The organism is Streptacidiphilus monticola (assembly GCF_042658505.1).
In the GTDB taxonomy this organism is placed as follows: domain Bacteria; phylum Actinomycetota; class Actinomycetes; order Streptomycetales; family Streptomycetaceae; genus Streptacidiphilus; species Streptacidiphilus monticola.
This window is the reverse complement of the sequence record NZ_JBHSQJ010000074.1, coordinates 1-18423: the sequence shown is the minus strand read 5'-3', so window position 1 is coordinate 18423 and position 18423 is coordinate 1. Positions and strand designations below refer to the sequence as shown.

Here is an 18423-nt window from a genome sequence, read left to right as displayed (position 1 = left end):
GCCGCTGACGGAACCGACCGGCGGAGGCAGGGAGCGGCGCCGCCGAGCCGCACTACTCCGACCCGCCGACGGCGTCCAGGTCCGCCAGGGCGTCGGCGGGCAGGTCGAGGGCCGCGCCCGCGAGGTTCTCGCGCAGGTGACCGACCGAGGACGTGCCCGGGATGAGCAGGATGTTGGGCGAGCGGTGCAGCAGCCAGGCGAGGGCGACGGACAGAGGGGTGCTGTCCAGCCGGGCCGCGACCTTGTCGAGGGTCCGGGACTGCAGCGGCGACATGCCGCCCAGCGGGAAGTACGGCACGTAGGCGATGCCCTGGGCAGCCGTGCTGTCCACGAGTGCGTCGTCCTGCCGGTTGGCGACGTTGTAGAAGTTCTGCACGCACACGACGGGCGCGATGGCCTGCGCCTCGGCGAGCTGGTCCGCGTCCACCGTGCTCAGGCCGAGGTGGCGGATCAGGCCCTGCTCGCGCAGCTCGGCGAGGGTGCCGAACTGCTCGGCCAGGGAACCGGGTTCGGGCCGGTCGAAGCCGCCGACGCGGAGGTTGACCACGTCGAGGACGTCGAGACCGAGGCGCCGCAGGTTGTCGTGGACCTGCTGCCGGAGCTCGGCCGGGGTCCGTGCGTGCGGCCAGCCGCCGTGCTCGTCGCGGCGGGCGCCGACCTTCGTGACGATGTGCAGGTCGTCCGGGTAGGGCGAGAGCGCCTCGCGGATGATCTCGTTGGTGACGTGGGGGCCGTAGAAGTCGGCGGTGTCGATGTGCCGGATGCCCAGTTCGACGGCCGTGCGGAGCACCGCGATCGCCGCCTCGCGGTCCTTCGGCGGCCCGAAGACGCCCGGCCCGGCCAGTTGCATGGCGCCGTAGCCGAAGCGGGGGAGCACCAGGTCGCCCATCGGGTAGACGCCGCCGGGGAGTTCGTTCTCGGTCAAGGTCGCCTTTCCGCTCGCCGGTGTCTCCGGGAGCTGCCGGTTCGACGGTACTGAGCCGCTGCCGGAACAGCCTGGTCCCGCTCATCCTGGGAGTGAGGGGACCAGGCACGGCGGGCGGCGGGTTCGTAGGATCGACGGCATGAGCAGGCCGAACGCACTGGGGGAGTACCTGCGGGCGCGGCGCGAGCTGACCGATCCCGCGGACGTGGGGCTGCCCGGCGTCGGCGTGCGCCGCACGCCCGGGCTGCGCCGCGAGGAGGTCGCCGCGCTGGCCGGCATCAGCGCCGACTACTACCTGCGGCTGGAGCAGGGCCGGGACCGGAACCCCTCGCCGCAGGTGCTGGTGGCCCTCGCCCGGGTCTTCCGTCTGGACGGGACGGCCACCGAGCACCTGCTGAGCCTGTCCGCGGTCCGTCCCGCGAGGCCGCGGCGGGCGCGGCGCGAGATGGTGCCCGAGGGCATCCGGCAGTTGCTGGAGGCGGTCAACCTGCCCGCGTTCGTGGAGAGCCGGACCTTCGAGGTGCTCGCCGCGAACCGGTTGGCGACGGCGGTGTCGCCCAACATCCGGCCCGGGGTGAACCGGCTGCGTGAGGTCTTCCTCGATCCGCAGGAGCGGGAGCTCTACATGGACTGGGAGCAGGCGGTCAGGGGCATGGTCGCGGGCTTTCGCGCGTCGATCGGCGGGGAGGTCGAGGACCCGCGCACCGCTCAGCTGGTCGGTGAACTGTCGCTGGCCAGCGACCTGTTCCGGCGGCTGTGGGCCCGGCACGACGTCACCGCGCTGGCCGGCGGCGCGATGCGGCTGCAGCATCCCGTGGTGGGCCGGCTCGACCTGCGCCGGGAGAAGCTGCCGATCGCGGACACGGACGGGCAGATCCTGGCGGTCTACCACGCCGAGCCCGGCTCGGAGTCGGCTCGGCGGCTCGCCTCCCTCGCCGCGGCGGCGGGGGACGGCGCGAAGACACCCGCCTCCGGGTCCACGGCGGCGGGGGACGGCGCGAAGACACCCGCCTCCGGGTCCGCTGCGGGCACTGCCTGACCGACGGGCGGCGACCTGAACTCGTTGGTGCTGGCCGGTGGTTGACGGTTCGTCAGCACTCGCTCACAGCAGCCCGAGCTGGCGGCGGTAGCAGCGGTCGACGGCGGCGCACATCTGCTCGGGGGAGAAGGACGCGCGGACCCTCGCCCGGCCGCGTTCGGCCATGGCCTTCGCCTGCTCCGGGTGCTCGAGCAGCCAGCAGACGGCACGGGCGAGCCCCGCGGGGTCGCCGGGCTCGGCGAGGAGGCCGCAGACGCCCGGTTCGACGAGGTCGGGAACGCCGTTGACCGCTGTGGCCACGACCGGGCGGGCGGCGGCGAGCGCTTCGGTGAGCGCCCGGCCGAGCCCCTCGTACCAGGAGCTGATCACGAACACGTCGAACCCGGCGACCAGGCGGTGCGCGTCCGACCGCCAGCCCAGGAACCTGACCTCGACGCCCAGGTGCGCCGCCGACTCCCGGGCCGCGTCGGCCAGCGGGCCGTCGCCCACGACGACGAACGCGACTTCCCCGTGCCGGGCGTGGACCGCGGCGGCCATCGCGACGAAGTCGAGCGGGGCCTTCTGCGTGTCGAGCCGACCCACGGTGCCGATCAGCGGCCGGTCGGCGGCCACCCCGAGCGAGTCGCGGGCGGCCCGGTCGAAGCCGGTGGGGATGGCGTCCAACTCGACGGCCGACGGGATGACTTGGACACTGCCCGGTGGGGCGAGGCGGTTCTCGACGGCCTCGCGCGCCAGCGTCGGCGCGACGGCGATGAAGGCGTGCGTGCCGCGGCCGGCCAGCCGTTCCAGGCGACGGTAGAGCCGGCGGCGCGACGGCGGCATGCGGTCGTGGAAGCTCAGCCCGTGGAAGGTGTGGACGACGACCGGGGTGCCGCACAGGCGGGCCGCGAGTCGGCCCAGGAAGCCGGCCTTGGCGGAGTGGGTGTGCACGATCGTGAACCGCTCCCGCCGCAGCAGTCGGACCAGCCGCCACAGGACCAGCGCGTCGCCCGGGCCGATCACGGCACGGAAGCCGGGGATCTCGACGGTGCGGACGCCGGCGGCCCGGGCTCGTTCCCACAGGTCGCCGCCGGGCGCCCCGGCCACCCAGACCTCGTAGCGGCCGGGGTCCATCCCGGTGGCGGTGAGCAGCGTGTTCCCGCCGGCCCCGGCCCAGAAGCGGGTGATGACATGGAGGACCTTGATCCGTCGCAGGGCCGGCTGCGGCGGCAGGCCGTCGATCCGGCCCGCGGTGGAGTCGGCGGCGGGCCAGGGCGCCGCCTCGGCGGTCCCGCTGCTTCGGCCGATCTGGCCGTTCCGGTCGGTGGGGCCGGATCCGGCGATGGGTGCGAAGGGCCGGGCCGTCACCGGGCCACCCTCGTTCCGGCCGGTGCGGCGGACGGCGGGGCGGTCGCGCCCGTCCGGGTGCCGAGCAGGGCGTCCTCGGCCACGGCGTCCTCGACCATGGCGGCGAGTCCGGCCCGGATGCCGGTGCGCGGACGGTAGCCGAAGGCGTCGCGGGCCACGGTGGTGTCCGCACCGGTGTGGCGGGCGTCGCCCGGAGGCGCGGGCAGCGACGCGATGCGCACCGGCCCGACGAACTCGCCGACGAGCGCGAGCACCTGACGCATGCTCACCTGTTCACCGCCGCCGACGTTCGCCACCCCGGTCCAGGAGGAGAGCGCCGCCTGCCGCATCGCGGTCGTCACGTCCTGGACGAAGGTGAAGTCGCGGGTCTGCCGGCCGTCGCCGTAGAGCGGGAACGCGGCGCCGGTACGGGCCGCTTCGATGAGCCTGGCGAACGCCATGTCCGGCCGCTGCCGGGGGCCGTAGACGCTGAACAGGCGCAGCGAGGCGGTCGGCACGGCGAAGGCCGTCCGGTAGAGCTCGCACAGGTGCTCGCCAGCGAGCTTGGAGACGCCGTACGGCGAGACGGGCTGCGGGCGCACGGTCTCGGGGGTGGGGTAGTGCTCCGCGTTGCCGTAGACCGAGGAGCTGGACGCGTAAACGATCTTGTGCGGGGGGCTGGACCGCGCCGCCTCCAGCAGCCGCTGCGTCGCCAGCACGTTGCGCCGCAGGTAGACGTCGAACTGCGGGCCCCAGGACGTGCGCACGCCTGGCTCCCCGGCCAGGTGGTAGACGACGTCGGCGCTTGCGAGGAGCAGCTCCAGCGGGAGCGCGAGCAGGTCTCCGCGGACGAAGGTGAAGCCTGCGCGCCCACGCAGTCGCGCGAGGTTGCGCTCCTTGAGCCGGGGGTCGTAGTACTCGGTCATCGCGTCGATGCCGAGCACCTCGTCGCCGCTGTCGAGGAGGTGGCCGCACAGATGGGAGCCGATGAACCCGGCAGCTCCGGTCACTGCTGTCCGCATGACGGCACCCGCTTTCCTGGGAGTTCGTGCCGGGGGCGGGTCGGCGGCGGCCGCCGTCCTCCGGGGCCTGGGCCTGGGCCTGCGCGGGGAGCGGTCCGGGTCATGGCGGTTCCCTGCCGGACAGCCGGTCGAAGACGCGGAGTTGACGGCGGGCGAAGTCGTCGTCGGTCGCCTCGGCGGCGAGCGCCGCGACCTCGGCCAGGGCCGCGTCCCGCCCGCAGGCGGCCGGCAGGCCGAGCCGCGCGAGCCCGCGGGCGAGGTGGGCCCGCACCAGGTCCGGGTACCAGCCGGAGCCGTCGAGGGCATAGGCGACGGCGGCTGCCGGGTCCCCGGCGATGAGCCCGTGATGGCCCTTCACCGGGGCGCCGGGTGGGGTGTGGCGGTCCAGGTAGTGCGAGTAGCTGACCGGGAAGCGGGCCAGGTCCCGCGTCGGGCTGCCGACGGGTTCGAGGCGCTCCCAGTCCACGACCCCGCTGACGCGTCCGTGGGCGATGAGCAGGTTGCCCGGCCACAGATCGCCGTGGGAGGCGGTGCGGGCGGCGCGGTGGCGGCGCAACCGGCGTCGCAGCGCGAGGAGTTGCTCGATCCGCCAGGGGCCGTCGGCGGAGTCGTCGCTGAAGCGTCGTTCGAAGGTGTCGACCAGCCCGGGCGCGACATCGAGGGGGCCCGTCGCGGAGGACGTGGCGGACTGGAACGAGGCGAGCCACGCTTCCACGGCGGCGAAGTCGGCGCGCACGGCCGTGGGCCGGGACGTGTGGCCGAGCCGGTGGTAGGCGACCAGCATCGGCGTGCCCGGCAGCGCGGTCGTCACCAGCGCGGGCAGGCCCCCGTGGTCGGGTTGGGCCACGAGCTCGGGGACCGTGGTGCGCAGGGCGCCGAGGGGCAGTGCGCCGAGGGTGCGCAGGCGGCTCGCCTCCGCGCGCACCCGGTCCGCCGCTTCGGGCCCTGCGGGGAGCTTCACCGCCCGGCTCGGCCATCGCCGGCCCGGGTCGAAGAGGAGCAGGAGCGTACGGGCGTCCGGATCGTGGCTGTGCCGGAGGACGAGCAGCCGGGAGCCGTGCGCGGCCACCAGCCGGGCGAGCGTCGCGTCCGGGGCGTGAGCGCCCGTCGCGACCAGCCGTGGCGCCAGCCGCCACAGCGCCGACACCCGCAGAGCCTGCCGGGCCGCCCCGAACGCCCAGTCGGGCACGGTGCTGCGGGGCGGGGCCGCGAGCAACGCGGTGCGGACGTAGCCCAGCACCTGCGTGTCCAACCCGGCCACCAGCACTGGCTGCTGACGGGACGGCAGGGCCACGAACCGCCCTCCGGCGGGCAGCAACTCCCGCCAGCGGTCGGTGTCCGTCTCCCGGACCACGGTGGTCACGGCAGCACCGCGCCAGGCATCGGGACGGGGACGGGCACTGCGTCATCGGGTTCCATCGGACGGCCTCGCATCCACGGCCACGGAGCATGACGCCGTCATCGTCCCAGCGCCCGGCCGGAGCGGGCACATGCCGCAGGGCGACTTTCGGGTCGTACTCCTGCGTGATCCGGCGCGCGGTGCGGGCCGACGGGGCAGGCTGACTGCAATAGGGGGATCCGCGCGGGACACCCGCGGTCAAGCCCGGGCGCTGGGGGATTCGTCGTCTTTCCTGGTGACACGCGCGGGCGCCGGGCCCGGTGCGGGCTCCGGGAGGATGCAGTGCTGCATGTTCTGATGTCGAAGAAGACCTGGGCGCTGACCGCGCTCGCGGCCACCGCGCTGGCCGGGGTGACCTCGGCCGCTCCCTCGCCCAAGGCAAGGCCGCCGTTCCACAGCCTGCGTCTCGACTTCTCCGGGGACCCGGAGGGCTTCGGCGGGATCGGCGTCGTGACCTCGGGGCGGCCGGCCTCGCAGGTGGGGATGGTCTACGACCTCTGCAACAAGGAGTCCGCGGGGCTCCGCACGGACCTGCTGTTCTGCTCCGGTGTCATCCGCTTCGTCCGCGGGTCCCGCGGAAGCATCGCCTTCGAGTCCGCCGCCCCGCGCCCCGGTCTCGCAGCGCACTACCCGATCCACTTCGAGGGGGCGGTCACCGGGGGCACGGGCCGCTTCAAGGGCCTCAAGGGACAGCTCGACTTCACGCAGACGGGGCCGAACCGCTACGACGTGACCTACTCCTAGGGCAATTCGCCAGCGCGGCGCGGGAGCTGACGGCGGGTCAGGCGTGCGGCCCCCTGTGCCGCTGGCGTCAACTTCATCTTGACGATGGGGAATCGTCAATCTACGCTTGACGCATGAGCCCACTCAACATCAGCCTCAGCGAGCTGATCGCTCGTCTCGACGAGGAACTCCCTGACGCCGATCACCTGGAGCGGATCAGCGAGGCGCAGCTGCGTGCCCAGACCCTGTCCGACCTCGGCGACCAGCTCGTCGGCCACTACGTCGGCAAGGCGAAGCAGGCCGGCGCGTCGTGGAGCGAGATCGGCGAGGCCATCGGCGTGTCCAAGCAGGCCGCGCAGCAGCGCCACGCGCCCAACGTGTTCGAGCGGTTCACGGACCTGAACCGGCACGGCATCGTGCTGGCGCAGGAGGCCGCACGCACGCACAAACACGACTCCATCGGTACCGAGCACCTCCTGCTGGGGCTGCTCGGAGAGCCGCGCGGCCTGGCGTACGAGGTTCTGGTCGCGAAGGCCGGATCGGCCGAGCGCGTCCGCCACGCGGTCGAGCAGGCGATGCCGCCGGGCGGGCGGAAGGCGCTGCGCGGTCACATCCCGTTCCGGGCGGAGAGCAAGGAGGCCATCGAGCAGGCGTCGCGTGCCGGGCTCGACCTCGGCCACGACTGGGTCGGCACGGAGCACATGCTGCTCGGCCTGATGCGGGTCGAGGAGAGCGTGGCGGCCGGGATCCTCCGCGGCCTCGGCTTCACGCCGGACGGGCTGCGGGAGACGGTCACGACGGAGATCGCCCGACGGTTCCCCGGAAGCGACCGTGAGGAGCACCGCGCGCCCTGACGTGCTCGTGCGCGCGGCACGACGCGTTCCGGGCGGGCCAGGCGCGTCCGCGCCGGCTCCGGGGCCCGACGCGGGAACGGAGATGATCATGGTCCTTCCCGCTCCCGGCCAACGCCTAAAATGACCGACGTGACGGCAACAACCAGTGACATCGAGGAGGCCGCCGGCGTGCTGCGCGCCGGGGGCCTGGTGGCTCTCCCGACCGAGACCGTCTACGGGCTGGGCGCGAACGCAGAGGATCCGGCCGCGGTGTCGCGCATCTTCCAGGTCAAGGGCCGTCCGCCGTCCCACCCGTTGATCGTCCACATCGGCGGTGCGGAGCATCTGGACGACTGGGTCGGGCACGTGCCCGCAACGGCCCGGCTGCTGGCCGAGCACTTCTGGCCGGGTCCGCTGACGCTGGTGCTGCGTCGCGGTCCCCGCGTGCCTCTCGAAGCGACCGGGGGCCTGGAGACGGTGGCCGTGCGCGTGCCCGACCACCCGGTGGCGCTCGCGCTGCTGTCGGCGTTCGGCGGCGGCGTCACGGCTCCGTCGGCCAATCGCTTCGGCTCGGTGAGCCCGACCACGGCCGACCATGTGCGGGCCGAACTCGGCGACGCCGTCGACTTCGTGCTCGATGGCGGCTCCTGCGAGGTCGGTGTGGAGTCGACCATCGTGGACGCCACGGGCGAGGTCCCCGCCATCCTGCGGCCGGGCGGGGTGACGCGGGAGGACCTGGAGGCGGTGCTGGGCCGGCCGGTCGAGGTCCCGTCGACCAGCGAGGTCCGGGTGCCCGGCCAGCATCCATCGCACTACGCGCCGCGGGCGCGGGTCGTCCTCGTCGAGCCGGAGAAGGTCGTCGTCGAGGCGGAACTCGCCCAGGAGCTGGGGCACCGGGTCGGCGTCTTCCTGCCGCCCGGGTTCGGCGGCGCCGAGGTGAAGGCGCATGCGGTGGTGCCGGTTCCCGGGTCGGCGGCCGCCTTCGCCCGAGGGCTGTACGGGTACCTGCGCGAGCTGGACCAGCAGGGGTGCGACCTGATCGTCGCGTCCGTCCCGGCGGAGGAGGGGCTGGGCCTGGCGATCGCCAACCGGCTGCGCCGCGCCGCGGGACCCCGGGCCACGGCCTGACGATGCGTCACCGCCCCCGCACCAGCGGGGGCGGCTGCACGGCGGGCAGGTCAGTGACCGTGGCCCGCGAGCAGGTCGCGGGCGCGGTCGACCAGGCCCGCGCCGGGGGCGAGGAGCTTGTTGAGCGGCGGGGTGTCCGGGGCGGACGGGTGGGGGCGGGTCGGCGCCTTGGCCTTGGCGGAGCGGATCTTGTCCCCCAACTCGTCCAGGTCCGCAGGGGTGCACGCGGCCGCGAGCGCCGGGAAGAGGTTCTGCTCCTCGTCCGCGACGTGCGAGGTCACCTCGGTCATCAGCCGCGCGGCGACCGCGTCGAACTCGCTGTCGGCGGCGTCGAGCCCTTCGAGCCGCTTGAGCAGCTTCTCCACCTCGGCGTGGTCGGCGATCTCCCGGTCCGCGATGGTGTCGCCGCCGTCCACGTGCTTCCGCACCGCCGGGTACAGGTACATCTCCTCGGCCACCGAGTGCCGCACGAGCTCGACCGTGAACTCGTGTGCGATCTCGCCGCGTTGGAGCGTGCCGGGCGGCAGGGCCTTGAACCGCTCGAACATCTCCTCCACCTCGCGGTGGTCCACCATCAGTTCCTCGATGACGTTGCCGCCGTGTCCCACGCCGGTCCTCCATCCGTCTCTGCAGGGGTCGTGCGCCGGCGCGGACGCTCCTCGCCGGTCGGGTGGGCGTCTATCCCGTCGCGAGCGCGGCATTCCTCGTGACGGGGCGTCCGCACCCGAGGCCGGCCGGTTCGTTCGTGCGGATGCGGTAAGGAGCCCAGGCACGGGGCCCGTTCCCGCCGGGGGAGGGAGTGGCGGGTCCCGCCCGAATCCCCGTCTTCTGGAGTGATGATCGTGTCGCAGCCAGCTCAGCAGCAGGAGCCGCCCGGCGTCGAGTCCCGGATGGAGCCCAGGCCCGACCACGGCGAGGAGAGCTACCGCGGCTCCGGACGGCTGTCCGGCAAGGCCGTGGTGATCACCGGAGCCGACAGCGGCATCGGCAAGGCCGTGGCCATCGCCTTCGCCCGCGAGGGTGCCGACGTTCTCATCTCCTACCTGGACGAGCACGACGACGCCCAGGACACCGCCCACTGGGTGAAGCAGGCCGGCCGCCGCGCCGTCCTGGTCCCCGGCGACCTGGCCGACCCCGCCCACTGCCGCGCCGTGGTGGAGCGGGCCGTCGGCGAGTTCGGCAGGATCGACGTGCTGGTCAGCAACGCCGCGGTGCAGATGACCCGCACCTCGCTGGAGGAGATCCCCGACGAGGAGTGGGACCGCACGCTCGCGGTCAACCTCAGCGCCCTGTTCCACCTGTGCAAGGCGGCCGTTCCGCACATGCCGTCCGGGAGCTCGATCATCGCCAGCTCCTCGGTGAACTCCGACATGCCGCGCCCCACGCTGCTGCCGTACGCGGCGACGAAGGCCGCGATCGCGAACATGACCGCGAGCCTGGCCCAGATGCTGGCCGAGCGCGGCATCCGTGCCAACAGCGTTGCCCCCGGCCCGATCTGGACCCCGCTCATCCCCTCGACGATGCCCCCCGAGCACGTCGAGGAGTTCGGCGCCAACACCCCGCTGGGCCGCCCCGGCCAGCCCGCCGAGGTCGCGCCGGTCTACGTGCTGCTCGCGGGCGACGAGGCGAGCTACGTCTCCGGAGCGCGCGTCGCGGTCACGGGCGGAAAGCCGGTGCTGTAGCGCGAGCGTGCGAGAGGGGAGGGCGGGCACCGGCCCGCCCTCCCGGGGGTGCTCAGCCGAGCGCGAGCGTCTCGCGCCGGGTGGGACGGCCGGGGGAGTTGACCACGTCCATGGGGGACAGCGGGGAGTCCGTGGCCGGCGTCTCCTGCAGGCGGGCCCGGGCCACGCTGAGGGCGTCCGCGATGTCGCGCGTCCCGGTGGCGACGCACAGCGTGTAGACGGTGTCCTCCACCCGCCGTGCACGCTCCTCGTCGGGCGCGGTACCGGCCGCGGTCAGGCACTCGTACCGTTCGACCAGCTCGGCCAGCACCCTCGGATGCACCAGAAACATCCCCGCTCCCCTCTGTCAGGCGATCGTCGCGAAAGTCCGCCTGCCCCGAACCGGCCCACGATCACCTACCAGGTTGTGAGCGAGACCAGGTTGCGAGCGAGTCTCCGTCGAGCTGACGAGGCGGCACCGCCATTGTTCGGCCTCGACGCCCGATCGTCGCTGCGGCGCGCGGCAGCGGCCGGGGCAGTTGCGGGCAGGCGGAGCATCCTCGGACTACTGACGCACCGTCACCGCCGCACCGGACAGCCGCCTGGTCGGCCGGCGGGCGGGGGCGGATGCCCACTCCGGGCGGTGGAGCCGACCGCCGTCGGCCGGTGGCAGCGGCTCAGGCGGTGCCGCTCTCCTCCGCAGGCATCCCCTGCGGCGGGGCCAACTGCCCTGCGCGCAGCGGATGGTAGAGGCGGGAGCGGCTGTCGTACAGCCCGGTGGCGATGTAGTAGACGTTGGTGACGACGATCAGGACCACCGACGTGCCCGCGTACAGGGCCGTCCCGAGGGCGGGGACGGTGTCGACGGGGAGGGTGTAGGCCATGACGACCCGCGCCACGGAGTCCGCGAGGAGGGCCACGCCCCACAACACGCTGCCGGTCCGCCAGATGCGCCGGAACCGGGGCAGCCGTTCCCACAGCTGGTCCCAGTCGCCCGGGATGTCGGCGAGGCGGCGGCGGCCTTCCAGCATGGGCCGGGTGTAGTGGAAGGCGAGCGGCCGTGCCGCCCGGACGGAGGCGATGAACCACACGCCGGTGACCCCGGTCAGCAGGGCCTCCCGGGCGAGCAGGAACCGAGGGCTGCCGCTGACCAGGGAGACGAGCGCGCTGAGCACCAGCATGGTGAGCATGTAGAGCGCCAGCCCGTCCTTCTCGCGCGAGCGCAGCCAGCGCACCACCGCGAAGCCGGCCGGCAGCACGGCGGTGACCACCAGCGTCAGGTAGAGCCCGACGCCGAGCGCCCGCAGGACGTAGAAGAGGGCGGTCGGGACGACGAAGTCGCAGGCGACGCGCACGATCTGGCGTGCTCTCACCTCATCGCCCCCCGGCTGCGGCGGTCGCCAGGGAGAAGATCGTGACCAGTTCCTCGGCGTAGGCGTCGAGGTCCAGGTCCGGGGCGGAGCGGAGCAGGAACGGCAGGCCGTCGAGGGACCGTTGGATCGTCGCCGCCATGACGAAGCTGTCGAAGGCGCGGAAGTCGCCGCCGCGCTGCCCGGCTTCCAGGATCTCCTGGAGCGGGGCGAGCGCGTCGTGGGCGTGGAAGCTCTCTTCCTGCCTGTTCTCCGTGCCCTTGCCCCCGTCGTCGGCCCCGTAGCCGAGGAAGACGGACATCAGGGCGTCCATCTGGGCGCGGTGGGTCGCGATGAAGGCGACCACACCGCGGATGTAGGCGGCCAGCGCGCCCGGCGGGTCCGTGGCCTCGCGCATGCGGGTCGCCATGGCGGCTCCGAGTTCCCCGTACACCTGCGCGATCACGGCTTGGATCAGCTCGTCCTTGCCGGCGAAGTGGTACGAGATGAGCCGGGTGCTGCTGAGCCCGGCCCGCTCCGCGATCCGGGCGAACGAGGCCTGGGCGTAACCGAGTTCGGCGATGGTCTCGATGGTCGCCGCGATGATCTGCGCGCGCCGCGCGGTTCCCGCCACCGAGCGGGAGCGGCCTTCGCTTACCTGCATGAGTAAAAAATACGTCGGACAGGTAACTTTGGCCACCCCCTGCGGCGCGCGGGGGTCGGACCGGGCGTCACTGGTTCAACTGCGGGTACAGCGCCTCCAGTTCGGCGGCCAGCCGCGACTTGATCCAGCGGCTGGTGTCGTCGGCGAGCACCTCGGCCGCCCCCGTCTCGATGCCGTCGAGGGCGGCGACGGCCACCTCGCGCGGGTCGGCCTTGGGGGCGTCGATGCCTGACGTCATGTCGGTGTCCACGTAGGCCACGTGCAGCCCGGTCACCGCGATGCCGCGGGGCCGCAACTGCAGGCGCAGGGAGTTGGTCTGGGACCACAGGGCGGCCTTGGACGCGCTGTAGGAGGTGCCGTCGGCCAGCCAGGACAGGGCGGAGTGGACGTTGAGGATGTGGCCGCCGCCGTTGCGTTCGATGATCGGCACGAAGGCGCGGGTGACCAGCAGCGGCCCGTAGAAGTTGGTCTCCAGGTCCCGGCGGACCTCGTCCATGGGGCTGTCGAGGTAGGAGGCGCCCACGGAGGCGCCGGCGTTGTTGATCAGGACGGTGACGTCCTGGGCCCGCTCGGCGGCGGCGGCCACCGAGGCGGGGTCGGTGACCTCCAGGGCGAGCGGCACGGCGTCGGGGTGCGTCACCGTCCGCGGGTCGCGGGCCGTCGCGTAGACCTTGGCCGCACCGCGCCGGTGCAGCTCCTCCACGAGCTGCTTGCCGATGCCGCGGCCGCCGCCGGTGACGAGGACGGTGGCGCCCTTGATTGCTGTCATGACTGCCTCCGCAGTTGGGAAACCGATCGGTTTACCGCCACCCTAAACCGATCGGTTTCCTGAGGGCAAGCGCAGTGGCGCGCCTCTTGGCCGGGCTGCGGAAAATGCTGGCGGGCCGTGACTCGGTGGCCGCTACGGTGAGCTGATGGCGACTCAGGTGATCGTGGTCAACGGCGGTTCCAGTTCGGGGAAGTCCGGGATCATCCGCTGTCTGCAGGCCGTGCTGCCGGATCCGTGGCTGGCCCTCGGGGCGGACACCCTGGTCGACGCGATGCCCGCGTCGATGCAGGCGTCGGACGGCGGGATCGGGTTCGCGCCGGACGGGGAGGTGACCGTCGGTCCCGAGTTCCGGGCGCTGGAGGCGGCCTGGATCGCGGGGGTCGCCGAGATGGCCCGTGCGGGCGCCCGGGTCGTCGTCGACGAGGTCTTCCTCGGCGGGGCGTACTCGCAGCAGCGGTGGCAGAAGGCATTGGACGGACTGCGGGTGCTGTGGGTCGGCGTCCGCTGCGACGCCGAGGTGGCCGCAGGCCGCGAGATCGCTCGCGGCGACCGGACCGTCGGCATGGCCGCCGCCCAGGCGGACCTGGTCCACCAGGGCGTGACCTACGACCTGGAGGTGGACAGCACGCACGCGGAGGCGATGACGTGCGCGCGGATCATCGCCGCGCACGTCGGGTGACCCGCGGCGCCGCCGGACAAGGCCCTGGCGGGAGGCAGCGCCCCTGCGCGGCGGTCAGCGCACCCCGGCGGCGTCGAGGAGCAGGTTCACCGTCGGGGCGGCGAGCCCGGTGAGGGAGTCCGCGCCGATGCCCGCCCGCGCGCTGGCGCCGTCGAACACCAGACTGAGCTGCCGGGCCAGCAGGTCGGGGTCGTCGGCTTCGCCCCGTTCGGCCTCGGCGCGGAAGAAGTCCGTCAGGGCGCCCTTGACCTGATGGGCCACCCGGCTCGCCGGGTGTTGCTGATCCTTGAGCTCGATCTGGACGGCCAGATAGGGGCAGCCGCGGAACTCCGGCGCGCCTGCCTGCCGTTCCACCTGCTCGAAGACGTGGAGGATCCGCTCGCGCGGTGTGCGGCCGTCGTCCGGCGCAGGCAGCAGGTCCGCCGCGTAGGCGGCGGCGCGCTGCTCCAGGCTCGCCGCCAGCAGGTCGTCCTTGCTCTCGAACAGCTGGTACATGGAGCGCTTCGACACCCCCGCCGCCTTGCACAGCGCCTCGATGCCGATGCCGACACCGTTGCGGTAGGTGAGCGTCGCCGCTGCTTCCAGCAGCCGCTCCCGGGGGCTTGCCTTCGCGTCCGTGCTCATGCGGCGAGGGTAACGCGAACCACCGAGAATCGAAACCGATCGGTTTCGTCTTCCGCCCGTGGAAGCGCCGGGCTCAGAGCGAGGCCAGCGTGAGCCGAACGGATGACGTGGCGCCGTCGCGCACGTAGGTGACCGTGGCCTGGTCGCCTGGCTGATGGGTCGTCAGTGCCCGGGCCAGCGTCTCGGAGCTGTTCACGGCGGTTCCGTCGATGCCGGTGATCACGTCGGAGACCTTGAGGCCGGCCTTGGCCCCCGGGCCGCCCGGCGTCACGGCCGCTATCACGGCGCCGTGCGGCGTGCCGTCGGCGGCGACCACAGTGCGGGTGGAGACGCCGAGGGAGGCGCGGCCCGAGTCCACCACGCGGCCGTTCTTGATCATCTGGTCGGCGAGGCGGGTCACCGACGAGGCGGGGATGGCGAAGCCGATGCCCTGCGCCAGCGAGCCGCCCTGGCTCGGGTCCGTGGCGGCAAGGGTGTTGATGCCGACGATCTCGTGCGCCAGGTTGACCAGCGCCCCGCCGCTGTTGCCCGGGTTGATCGCGGCGCTCGTCTGGACCATGTCCGGGATCAGCAGGCCCTCAGGGGCCTGTGCGCTCCGGGGCTCGGAGACCGTGCGGCCGACGGCCGAGACGATGCCCTGGGTGACGCTGCTGTGCAGGCCCAGTGGATTGCCCATCGCCAGGACGACCTGACCGACCGTCACCTTCGCGCTGTCGGCGAACGTGGCGGCCTTGAGGTCTGCGGGCGGCGCGGTCAGCCGGATGACGGCCAGGTCGCCCAGCGGGTAGCTGGCCACCAGGCCGGCCTTGAGCGGCTGCCCGCTGGTGGCCAGGGTGACCGTGAACTCCCGTGCGGTGCCGATGACATGCGCGTTGGTGACGATGTCGCCCCGGCTGTCGTAGACCACGCCGGAACCGGTGCTCGACCCGGCGGCGATGGAGACGACCGAGGGGAGCACCGCGTCCACCGTCCGCACGTAGGCCGCCTGCAGGTCCCCGTTCCCACCCGCCGCGGGCGAGCCCGAGGCCGAGGAGGAGCTACCGGAGCCCGAGGTGCACCCTGCCGCCGTGGCGAGGCCGAGCGCCGCGCCGAGCGCGAGGGAGGTCGAGCGGAGACGGGGCGAAGGCATCTTCATGGCTGCTCCTCCGTGCCGCGCACGCGGTCCGCGTCGCGGCGGGAACCTGTCCGCCGCCTTCACCATAAGCCCGGGCCGATCCGGGCGCGGCCCGCAGTCGCTGCCCGCGGGCCTCAGCGCAGCAGGAACGCGGCGAGGTAGCCCAGGGCGTTGGTGGCCCAGTGCAGGCCCATCGGCGCGAGCAGGCTCCCGCTGCGGCGGCGCAGTTCGCAGAAGAGCACGCCGGACGCCGCGGTGAACAGCACGGCACCGGCGTCCGCGACGGCGGCGGCGGCCACGGAGTTGCCCAGCAGCGAGGTCAACGCCGGTTTGTCGCTGGCCAGATGCAGGGACGGCAGGATGTGCCAGAGCCCGAACAGCAGCGAGGAGCCGACCGTCGCCGCGACCGTCCCCCGCAGGCGGCGGATCAGCCCGTACAGGACGCCGCGGAACGCGGTCTCCTCGAGCAGCACGGTGCCGAACGGGACCTCGACCAGCACGCGGTAGGCGATCTGACCGCCGCTCAGCACGCTGGTGCGCTGGTCGGCGAAGAGGTCACGGGTGACCGGGACGAGCGCGCCGACCAGGTAGACGAGCGCGACCAGCCCGATCAGGGCACCCGCCCAGCGCAGGCCTCGCGCCCACGTGCCCGGCCCCAGGCCCACCCCGGCCCAACTGCCGCCGGACCAGCGCCACAGCCCCAGCAGCAGGAGGGTGACGACGGGGGAGACGACCAGCCCCCAGCCGTGCAGCCAGCGGTTGTTCAGCAGGTTCGTCAGGACCAGCACCGCCACCGTGAGCACGGTGGCGGTGGCGGCGCCGATGCGCGGCGGACGCCCGGGCCTGCGGACCATGCGGCTCCTTCCGGGCGTCGGCTGCGGCTCCCACGGGCCATGGTCGGCCCGCGTCCGCCTCCCCGCACCCGTGTGACGGCCACCCCGGGCACGGTGTGCCGCGCGCGCCGCCGAGCAGGATCCGGTCTAGCGTTCTGACAGGGGCGGGCCCGAGAACCCGTGGGCGCGGACTGGGAGGCGCGATGGCGGACTCCGGTGGGGATCCGACGGCGGGACCGTCAGCACCCCCACCCGCACCCCCACCCGCGCCACCAGCCGCGTCGCCACAGCGAGCGCCGCGACCGCGGGTGGTGCGGCGATGGCCCGGCTGGACCGGCGTGCTCTTCGCCGTGGCGTTCTACTGCCTCTCGTTCACCCCGTCGCTGGTGCCCCGGACCTGGGCCCTGCAGGCCGTGGCCGCCGGGGTGACCGCGGCCGCGGGATACGGCGTTGGCGCCTTCCTGGGCTGCGCGGCCCGCCGCTGCGGCCTGCGCCCCGGGGAGCGCCTGGTGCGGATCGGCCGGCTGGCCCTGGCGGTCCTCGGGACGGCCGGCGTCGTCGCCGTCACCGCGCGCAGCGTCACCTGGCAGGGGGACATGCGGCGGGCGGTCGGGATGGATCCGCGGATCCCCTGGTGGCAGTGGCTGCTCGTGCCCTTCGTGGCACTGGTGCTGAGCGCGCTGATCGTCCTGCTCGCCCGGGCGTTGCGGCTCGGGACGCGCGCGCTGGCACGGCTGTTGGAGCGGGTGATCCCCCGTCAGGTCGCACTGGCCGGGGCGGCGGCGCTGGTGACCGTGGTGGTCGTCGGCATCGTCCAGGGCTTCCTGCTGCGCGGGCTGCTCGCCGTCGCGGAGAGCAGCGCCTCGCTGGCCAACTCCTCGACGACGGCGGGGATCGTCCGTCCGGTGCTGCCCACGCTGTCCGGCAGCCCCTCCTCGCTGGAGACCTGGCCGAGCCTCGGCTCCAAGGGCCGGGACTTCGTCGGACGGGCCTCTACGAAGGCGGACATCGCCGCGTTCACCGGTCGGCCGGCGATGGACCCGATCCGGGTCTACGTCGGCCTGAAGTCCGCGCCCACGCTGCACGAGCGCGCCGAGCTCGCCGTGCGGGAGCTGGAACGCACCGGCGCCTTCCGGCGCAAGGTGCTGGTCGTCTTCGGGACCACCGGCAGCGGCTGGGTCAACGAGAACCTGGCCAAGCCGCTGGAGTACATGTACGGCGGCGACAGCGCGCTGGTCACCGTCCAGTACTCGTACCTGCCCAGTTGGATCTCCTTCCTCACCGAGAGCGAGGCCGCCGACGCCGGGCGGTCCCTGTTCGACGCCGTGTACGCGCACTGGTCCACGCTGCCGGCCGCCCAGCGGCCGAAGCTGTACGTCTCCGGCGAGAGCCTGGGGTCCTTCGCTTCCGAGAAGGCCTTCGACGGCAAGCTCTCCGAGATGGTCGCGCGCAGCGACGGCGCGCTGCTGGTCGGACCGACGCTGCAGAACCCCATGTGGGAGCAGATCGGCCGGGACCGCGACCCCGGAAGTCAACTGTGGCTCCCCGTCTACCAGGACGGCCGCTCGGTCCGGTTCGCCCGGCGCGCCCCCGACCTCCAGTCGCCGCCCGCGCCCTGGCCCTCGCCGCGGATCGTCTACCTGCAGAACGGGTCCGACCCGGTGACCTGGTGGTCGCCGGACCTGCTCGGCTCCTCGCCCGCGTGGCTGGACCGGCCCCGGGCCCCGGACGTGTCCCCGGACATGCAGTGGTATCCGCTGGTCACCTTCTGGCAGGTCACCTGCGACCTGGCCGGCGCGGACGGCGTCCCGGTCGGCTACGGCCACCGCTTCGGCACCCTCCCGGTGGCCGCCTGGGCCGCGGTCTCCCAACCGCCCGGCTGGACGGCGGCGGACACGACACGGCTGGAGCGGCGGCTGGAGGCTCAGCAGGAGCCCCACTGACCCGAGGAGCGCGGAGCCCGCCAGGGCGCGCGCGTCAGCGGCCGTTCAGGCCGGCAGCCCCTGTTGCCGTGGTGGCCGCTCCGGCGGAAGGCGCTGCGCGCCGCCGGGGCGCTGGCCACAGGCGCGCGGCTTTCGGGCTTCCGGCCGGTGGCCTGTGTCCTGCAAGGGGGCGCTGTGGGTGGACCGCGTAGCGGACGGTCGGTCGGCGTGGGCCGGGTGGCCGCTCCGGCGGAAGGCGCTGCGCGCCGCCGGGGCGCTGGCCACAGGCGCGCGGCTTTCGGCTGGTGGCCTGTGCCCCCAAGGGGGCGCTGTGGGTGGACCGCGTAGCGGACCCCGGCCGCGGTGGGCCGGGTGGCCGTTGCCGCAGGTGGGCGGCTTTCGGACGGGTGGGG

19 protein-coding genes are annotated in these 18423 nt (G+C 73.7%); 7 read left to right on the top strand and 12 right to left on the bottom strand.

Features of this window, described 5'->3' with window-relative positions; translation table 11 throughout:
* Positions 1-52: 52 nt before the first annotated feature.
* Entirely contained in the window at positions 53-925 is an 873-nt protein-coding gene (locus ACFP3V_RS18260) for an aldo/keto reductase family oxidoreductase (protein ID WP_380584702.1), read from the bottom strand.
* A gap of 139 nt (positions 926-1064) precedes the next feature.
* On the opposite strand from ACFP3V_RS18260, the gene ACFP3V_RS18255 reads away from it, so the two are divergent.
* The gene (locus ACFP3V_RS18255) at positions 1065-1964 is read left to right on the top strand and encodes a helix-turn-helix transcriptional regulator (protein WP_380584700.1); all 900 of its coding nucleotides are present in this window, start codon (positions 1065-1067) and stop codon (positions 1962-1964) included.
* 63 nt (positions 1965-2027) lie between these two features.
* Here the strand turns inward: ACFP3V_RS18255 and ACFP3V_RS18250 are convergent, their stop codons facing one another.
* The 3 genes from ACFP3V_RS18250 to ACFP3V_RS18240 form a co-directional block, all read right to left on the bottom strand.
* Positions 2028-3311 carry a glycosyltransferase gene (locus ACFP3V_RS18250; RefSeq protein ID WP_380584698.1) on the bottom strand — a complete coding sequence of 428 codons (1284 nt, stop codon included), beginning with the start codon at positions 3309-3311 and terminating at the stop codon, positions 2028-2030.
* A complete protein-coding gene (locus ACFP3V_RS18245) occupies positions 3308-4312 on the bottom strand; it encodes an NAD-dependent epimerase/dehydratase family protein (RefSeq protein ID WP_380584696.1) in 1005 nt (334 codons plus the stop codon). The genes ACFP3V_RS18250 and ACFP3V_RS18245 overlap by 4 nt, the downstream gene beginning before the upstream one ends.
* A gap of 100 nt (positions 4313-4412) precedes the next feature.
* A complete protein-coding gene (locus ACFP3V_RS18240) occupies positions 4413-5675 on the bottom strand; it encodes a phosphotransferase family protein (RefSeq protein ID WP_380584694.1) in 1263 nt (420 codons plus the stop codon).
* 318 nt (positions 5676-5993) lie between these two features.
* On the opposite strand from ACFP3V_RS18240, the gene ACFP3V_RS18235 reads away from it, so the two are divergent.
* From ACFP3V_RS18235 to ACFP3V_RS18225, 3 genes are all read left to right on the top strand, one after another.
* Entirely contained in the window at positions 5994-6455 is a 462-nt protein-coding gene (locus ACFP3V_RS18235; protein ID WP_380584692.1) for a hypothetical protein, read from the top strand.
* Between the two features lie 113 nt (positions 6456-6568).
* Positions 6569-7288 carry a Clp protease N-terminal domain-containing protein gene (locus ACFP3V_RS18230; protein WP_380584690.1) on the top strand — a complete coding sequence of 240 codons (720 nt, stop codon included), beginning with the start codon at positions 6569-6571 and terminating at the stop codon, positions 7286-7288.
* Positions 7289-7408: 120 nt separating this feature from the next.
* Entirely contained in the window at positions 7409-8395 is a 987-nt protein-coding gene (locus ACFP3V_RS18225) for an L-threonylcarbamoyladenylate synthase (RefSeq protein ID WP_380584688.1), read from the top strand.
* A gap of 50 nt (positions 8396-8445) precedes the next feature.
* Here ACFP3V_RS18225 and ACFP3V_RS18220 read toward each other — a convergent pair whose 3' ends face one another.
* On the bottom strand, positions 8446-9003 hold the full coding sequence (locus ACFP3V_RS18220; RefSeq protein WP_380584687.1) for a hemerythrin domain-containing protein: 558 nt from the start codon (positions 9001-9003) through the stop codon (positions 8446-8448).
* Positions 9004-9231: 228 nt separating this feature from the next.
* Between ACFP3V_RS18220 and ACFP3V_RS18215 the strand changes: the two genes are divergently transcribed.
* Positions 9232-10077 carry an SDR family oxidoreductase gene (locus tag ACFP3V_RS18215; RefSeq protein ID WP_380584685.1) on the top strand — a complete coding sequence of 282 codons (846 nt, stop codon included), beginning with the start codon at positions 9232-9234 and terminating at the stop codon, positions 10075-10077.
* Between the two features lie 52 nt (positions 10078-10129).
* Here the strand turns inward: ACFP3V_RS18215 and ACFP3V_RS18210 are convergent, their stop codons facing one another.
* From ACFP3V_RS18210 to ACFP3V_RS18195, 4 genes are all read right to left on the bottom strand, one after another.
* Positions 10130-10408 (bottom strand): DUF5133 domain-containing protein, encoded by a 279-nt coding sequence (locus tag ACFP3V_RS18210; protein WP_380584683.1) that lies wholly within the window; start codon positions 10406-10408, stop codon positions 10130-10132.
* Positions 10409-10733: 325 nt separating this feature from the next.
* A complete protein-coding gene (locus ACFP3V_RS18205) occupies positions 10734-11429 on the bottom strand; it encodes a VC0807 family protein (protein ID WP_380584681.1) in 696 nt (231 codons plus the stop codon).
* A 1-nt stretch (position 11430) separates the two neighbouring features.
* Entirely contained in the window at positions 11431-12069 is a 639-nt protein-coding gene (locus ACFP3V_RS18200; protein ID WP_380584679.1) for a TetR family transcriptional regulator, read from the bottom strand.
* A 67-nt stretch (positions 12070-12136) separates the two neighbouring features.
* Positions 12137-12838 carry an SDR family oxidoreductase gene (locus ACFP3V_RS18195; RefSeq protein ID WP_380584677.1) on the bottom strand — a complete coding sequence of 234 codons (702 nt, stop codon included), beginning with the start codon at positions 12836-12838 and terminating at the stop codon, positions 12137-12139.
* A gap of 145 nt (positions 12839-12983) precedes the next feature.
* Between ACFP3V_RS18195 and cpt the strand changes: the two genes are divergently transcribed.
* Complete coding sequence (gene cpt, locus ACFP3V_RS18190; protein ID WP_380584675.1) at positions 12984-13517, top strand: chloramphenicol phosphotransferase CPT; 534 nt, start codon at positions 12984-12986, stop codon at positions 13515-13517.
* Positions 13518-13571: 54 nt separating this feature from the next.
* Here cpt and ACFP3V_RS18185 read toward each other — a convergent pair whose 3' ends face one another.
* The 3 genes from ACFP3V_RS18185 to ACFP3V_RS18175 all read right to left on the bottom strand — a co-directional run bounded on the left by ACFP3V_RS18185 (position 13572) and on the right by ACFP3V_RS18175 (position 16109).
* A complete protein-coding gene (locus ACFP3V_RS18185; protein WP_380584673.1) occupies positions 13572-14141 on the bottom strand; it encodes a TetR/AcrR family transcriptional regulator in 570 nt (189 codons plus the stop codon).
* Between the two features lie 73 nt (positions 14142-14214).
* Positions 14215-15270: a S1C family serine protease gene (locus ACFP3V_RS18180; RefSeq protein ID WP_380584671.1), complete on the bottom strand. Its 1056-nt coding sequence runs from the start codon at positions 15268-15270 to the stop codon at positions 14215-14217.
* Positions 15271-15389: 119 nt separating this feature from the next.
* Entirely contained in the window at positions 15390-16109 is a 720-nt protein-coding gene (locus ACFP3V_RS18175; RefSeq protein WP_380584669.1) for a CPBP family intramembrane glutamic endopeptidase, read from the bottom strand.
* A 290-nt stretch (positions 16110-16399) separates the two neighbouring features.
* Between ACFP3V_RS18175 and ACFP3V_RS18170 the strand changes: the two genes are divergently transcribed.
* Positions 16400-18031, top strand: coding sequence for an alpha/beta hydrolase (locus ACFP3V_RS18170; protein ID WP_380584667.1), 1632 nt, complete (start codon positions 16400-16402; stop codon positions 18029-18031).
* The last annotated feature ends 392 nt before the right edge of the window (positions 18032-18423 follow it).

Bases quoted from the DNA above. Each gene is read 5' to 3' on its own strand.
- ACFP3V_RS18255 (WP_380584700.1), top strand. From the start codon at position 1,065: ATGAGCAGGCCGAACGCACTGGGGGAGTACCTGCGGGCGCGGCGCGAG.
- ACFP3V_RS18245 (WP_380584696.1), bottom strand. From the start codon at position 4,312: ATGCGGACAGCAGTGACCGGAGCTGCCGGGTTCATCGGCTCCCATCTG.
- ACFP3V_RS18230 (WP_380584690.1), top strand. From the start codon at position 6,569: ATGAGCCCACTCAACATCAGCCTCAGCGAGCTGATCGCTCGTCTCGAC.
- ACFP3V_RS18225 (WP_380584688.1), top strand. From the start codon at position 7,409: ATGACCGACGTGACGGCAACAACCAGTGACATCGAGGAGGCCGCCGGC.
- ACFP3V_RS18215 (WP_380584685.1), top strand. From the start codon at position 9,232: ATGATCGTGTCGCAGCCAGCTCAGCAGCAGGAGCCGCCCGGCGTCGAG.
- ACFP3V_RS18210 (WP_380584683.1), bottom strand. From the start codon at position 10,408: ATGTTTCTGGTGCATCCGAGGGTGCTGGCCGAGCTGGTCGAACGGTAC.
- ACFP3V_RS18200 (WP_380584679.1), bottom strand. From the start codon at position 12,069: ATGCAGGTAAGCGAAGGCCGCTCCCGCTCGGTGGCGGGAACCGCGCGG.
- ACFP3V_RS18195 (WP_380584677.1), bottom strand. From the start codon at position 12,838: ATGACAGCAATCAAGGGCGCCACCGTCCTCGTCACCGGCGGCGGCCGC.
- cpt (WP_380584675.1), top strand. From the start codon at position 12,984: ATGGCGACTCAGGTGATCGTGGTCAACGGCGGTTCCAGTTCGGGGAAG.
- ACFP3V_RS18185 (WP_380584673.1), bottom strand. From the start codon at position 14,141: ATGAGCACGGACGCGAAGGCAAGCCCCCGGGAGCGGCTGCTGGAAGCA.
- ACFP3V_RS18180 (WP_380584671.1), bottom strand. From the start codon at position 15,270: ATGCCTTCGCCCCGTCTCCGCTCGACCTCCCTCGCGCTCGGCGCGGCG.
- ACFP3V_RS18175 (WP_380584669.1), bottom strand. From the start codon at position 16,109: ATGGTCCGCAGGCCCGGGCGTCCGCCGCGCATCGGCGCCGCCACCGCC.